The sequence below is a fragment of the Streptosporangiales bacterium genome (assembly GCA_009379955.1).
GTDB lineage: Bacteria > Actinomycetota > Actinomycetes > Streptosporangiales > WHST01 > WHST01.
Genome location: WHST01000219.1, coordinates 1 through 3,551 on the forward strand (window position 1 = coordinate 1; position 3,551 = coordinate 3,551).

The following is a 3,551-nucleotide window of genomic DNA, read 5'->3' on the forward strand; positions in this document are numbered from 1 at the left end:
CCTGCCCGAAACCGCCCCGCAGACCCCCGAGCCGGGGTCAAGGGGGCTCGGCAGAGAACCCGGCAGCCGTTCGGGAACCACCGCGAGCGTCCGAAGGCCGGGTCATCCCGGGAATGGCTCATTGATCAGCGCATCCCTAGGCACCTCGCGCATGGGCCGCAACGGCCGGCGCGCCCCTGTGGATACCTGGACTCCGGAACAATCTCACAGACAGTACCCGACCGTATCCGGTCCGTGACGGACGCGCGCCGTCGACCCCTCGTCGGCCCGCCGCGAGACGATCGATCGGCGACGACGCAGCGTCTCCGGTTGCCGCTCGGGACATGCACGTACGTACGATGGCACCAGCCCGGCAGGAGGAGGCTGCACGTCCTGTGACCATGTCCCCCACGACGCCCGCCCCGAAGGGCGTTCGACAGCTCGATCGCGTCATCATCCGCTTCGCCGGCGACTCCGGCGACGGCATCCAGGTCACCGGTGACCGGTTCACCTCGGAGACCGCGCAGTTGGGCAACGACCTCGCCACGTTCCCCAACTTCCCCGCCGAGATCCGCGCGCCCGCCGGCACCCTGCCCGGTGTCTCGTCGTTCCAGCTGCAGTTCGCCGACCACGACGTCCTCACTCCCGGCGACCGTCCCGACGTCCTCGTCGTCATGAACCCCGCCGCACTGCGCGCGAACCTCGACGACCTGCGTCCCGGCGGACGGATCATCGCCAACGTCGACGAGTTCACCTCGCGCAACCTCAAGCGGGTCGGCTACGACGCCAGCCCGCTCGACGACGACAGCCTGGAGGCCTACACCGTCCACCAGGTGAGACTCACCTCGATGGCCGTCGAGGCGCTGAAGGACCTCGACATCGGCAAGAAGGACGCCGAGCGCGCGAAGAACATGTTCGCGCTCGGCCTGCTCTCCTGGCTCTACCACCGGCCCACCGAGCGCACGCTCGAGTTCATCGCGAAGCGGTTCGGCAACATCCCGGACATCGCCAAGGCCAACACCATCGCGTTCACCGCGGGCTGGAACTACGGCGAGACCACCGAGGAGTTCGCGATCTCGTACGAGATCCGCCCCGCGGCGATGCCGACCGGTCTCTACCGCAGGATCACCGGCAACACCGCCCTCGCGTGGGGCCTGGTCGCGGCGTCGCGCCTGTCCGGGCTGCCGCTGTTCCTCGGCGCCTACCCCATCACCCCGGCCAGCGACGTGCTGCACGAGTTGAGCCGGCACAAGCGGTTCGACGTCCATACGTTCCAGGCCGAGGACGAGATCGCCGGCGTCGGCGCGGCACTCGGCGCGTCGTACGGCGGCGCGCTCGGCGTCACGACGACCTCGGGGCCGGGCGTCTCGCTGAAGGGCGAGACCATCTCCCTCGGCATCGCGCTCGAGCTGCCGCTCGTGGTCTGCGACATCCAGCGCGCCGGACCGTCCACCGGCATGCCGACCAAGACCGAGCAGGCCGACCTGCTGATGGCGTACGGCGGACGGCACGGCGAGGCGCCCGTCCCCATCGTGGCGCCGCAGAGCCCGTCCGACTGCTTCGACATCGCGCTCGAGGCGGTGCGCATCGCGACGACGTACCGCACCCCGGTGATCCTGCTCTCCGACGGCTACCTGGCCAACGGCTCCGAGCCGTGGCAGATCCCCGACGTCGCCTCGCTGCCCGACCTCACGCCCACCTTCGCGACCGAGACCAACGGCACCGGCGCCAAGGGCGAGCCGGCCTTCCTGCCCTACCTGCGCGATCCCGAGACACTCGCCAGGCCCTGGGCGGTGCCGGGCACGCCGGGCCTCGAGCACCGCATCGGCGGGCTGGAGAAGGCCGACGGCACCGGGCACATCTCGTACGACCCCGACAACCACGACCTGATGGTGCGCACGCGGCAGGCGAAGATCGACGGCATCGCGCGCGCCATCCCGCCGCTGGAGGTCGACGATCCCGACGGCAGGGCACGCACGCTGGTGCTCGGGTGGGGCTCGACGTACGGCCCGATCGGCGCCGCCGTACGCGAGGTGCGCGAGCACGGGCACTCCGTCGCGCAGGCGCACCTGCGATACCTGAACCCGTTCCCCGAGGGCACGGGCGAGGTGCTGCGCCGCTACGACCGGGTCATCGTCCCGGAGATGAACCTCGGCCAGCTCGCGTCGCTGCTGCGGGCCAGGTACCTGGTCGACGTCATCTCGTACAACAAGGTCCGCGGGCTGCCGTTCACGTCGAGCGAGCTGGTGGACGCGATCGAGGAGCTGGTGGGCGGATGACCGAGCCAAGGAGCGCTGAGTCACCGACGAGGCGGCGCTTCCGCGCGTTCGACCTCGTACCCGTCGAGAACGGCAAGCAGACGGCGAAGGACTTCAAGAGCGACCAGGAGGTCCGCTGGTGCCCCGGTTGCGGTGACTACGTGATCCTCGCCGCGTTCCAGAGCTTCCTGCCCGAGCTCGCACTGAAGCGCGAGAACATGGTCATCGTGTCGGGCATCGGCTGCTCCAGCCGGTTCCCGTACTACCTCGACACGTACGGCATGCACTCGATCCACGGCCGCGCACCGGCGATCGCCACCGGTCTCGCGTGCGCGCGTCCCGACCTGTCGGTGTGGGTGATGACCGGTGACGGCGACGGGCTGTCGATCGGCGGCAACCACCTGATCCACACGCTGCGGCGCAACGTCAACCTCCGGATCCTGCTGTTCAACAACCGCATCTACGGGCTCACCAAGGGCCAGTACTCGCCGACCAGCGAACAGGGCAAGGTGACGAAGTCGAGCCCCGCCGGCTCGCTCGACGCGCCGTTCAACCCGCTGTCGCTCGCCCTCGGCGCCGAGGCGACGTTCGTCGCGCGCACGCTCGACTCCGACCGCAAGCACCTGATCGAGGTGCTGCGGCAGGCGTCCGACCACAAGGGCGCGGCATTCGTCGAGATCCTGCAGAACTGCCCGATCTACAACGACGACGCGTTCGAGCCGCTGAAGTCCGCCGAGTCGCGCGACGACGTGACGATCCGGCTGGCCCACGGCGAACGCATCGTCTACGGCGCCGATGGGAGCAAGGGCATCAGGCGCAACCCGCAGACCGGTAGCCTCGAGCCGTGCGCGGCCGACGACCCCGGCGTGCTGGTCCACGACGCCACCGCCGCCGACCCGACCACGGCGTTCGCCCTGTCGCGGCTCGACGACGACGCGTTCAGCCACGTGCCCGTCGGCGTGTTCCGCTCCGTCGAGCGGCCGACGTACGACGGCCTCATGCGCGACCAGATCGCCGACGCGACGGCCGACCAGGGACCTGGCGACCTCGAGGCCCTGCTGACCGGCGGCGACACCTGGCGCGTCGACAACTGACGCCGGCCCGCTCGGCCGAGCGCGAGTGCTTCACCCAGCGAACCTGGACTTCACCTCGTCCCGGCACGAGGTGAAGTCGCTGCTGATCACGTTAACCTCGATTGTTCACGTGGGGTGGTGGTGTGGCCGTGGTGGGGTGTTGTGGGGTGTGGTTGAGGTGTTTGCGGGGTGGGGGGTAGGGCGGTGGCCCGGTTGTCGCCTGGGGTGGGCGCCGGTTCCA

At 70.0% G+C, this 3,551-nt stretch carries 2 protein-coding genes; both read left to right on the forward strand.

The features are described from left to right. The first annotated feature begins 323 nt into the window (after nt 1-323). Nucleotides 324-2,258, forward strand: a complete 1,935-nt coding sequence (locus tag GEV10_31960) for a 2-oxoacid:acceptor oxidoreductase subunit alpha (GenBank protein MQA83016.1) — start codon at nt 324-326, stop codon at nt 2,256-2,258. Then, complete coding sequence (locus GEV10_31965) at nt 2,255-3,331, forward strand: 2-oxoacid:ferredoxin oxidoreductase subunit beta (protein MQA83017.1); 1,077 nt, start codon at nt 2,255-2,257, stop codon at nt 3,329-3,331. The genes GEV10_31960 and GEV10_31965 overlap by 4 nt, the downstream gene beginning before the upstream one ends. Nucleotides 3,332-3,551: the final 220 nt, after the last annotated feature.

Excerpts from the sequence above, each read along its gene's own strand:
- GEV10_31960 (MQA83016.1), top strand. The coding sequence starts at position 324 with ATGCACGTACGTACGATGGCACCAGCCCGGCAGGAGGAGGCTGCACGT.
- GEV10_31965 (MQA83017.1), top strand. The coding sequence starts at position 2,255 with ATGACCGAGCCAAGGAGCGCTGAGTCACCGACGAGGCGGCGCTTCCGC.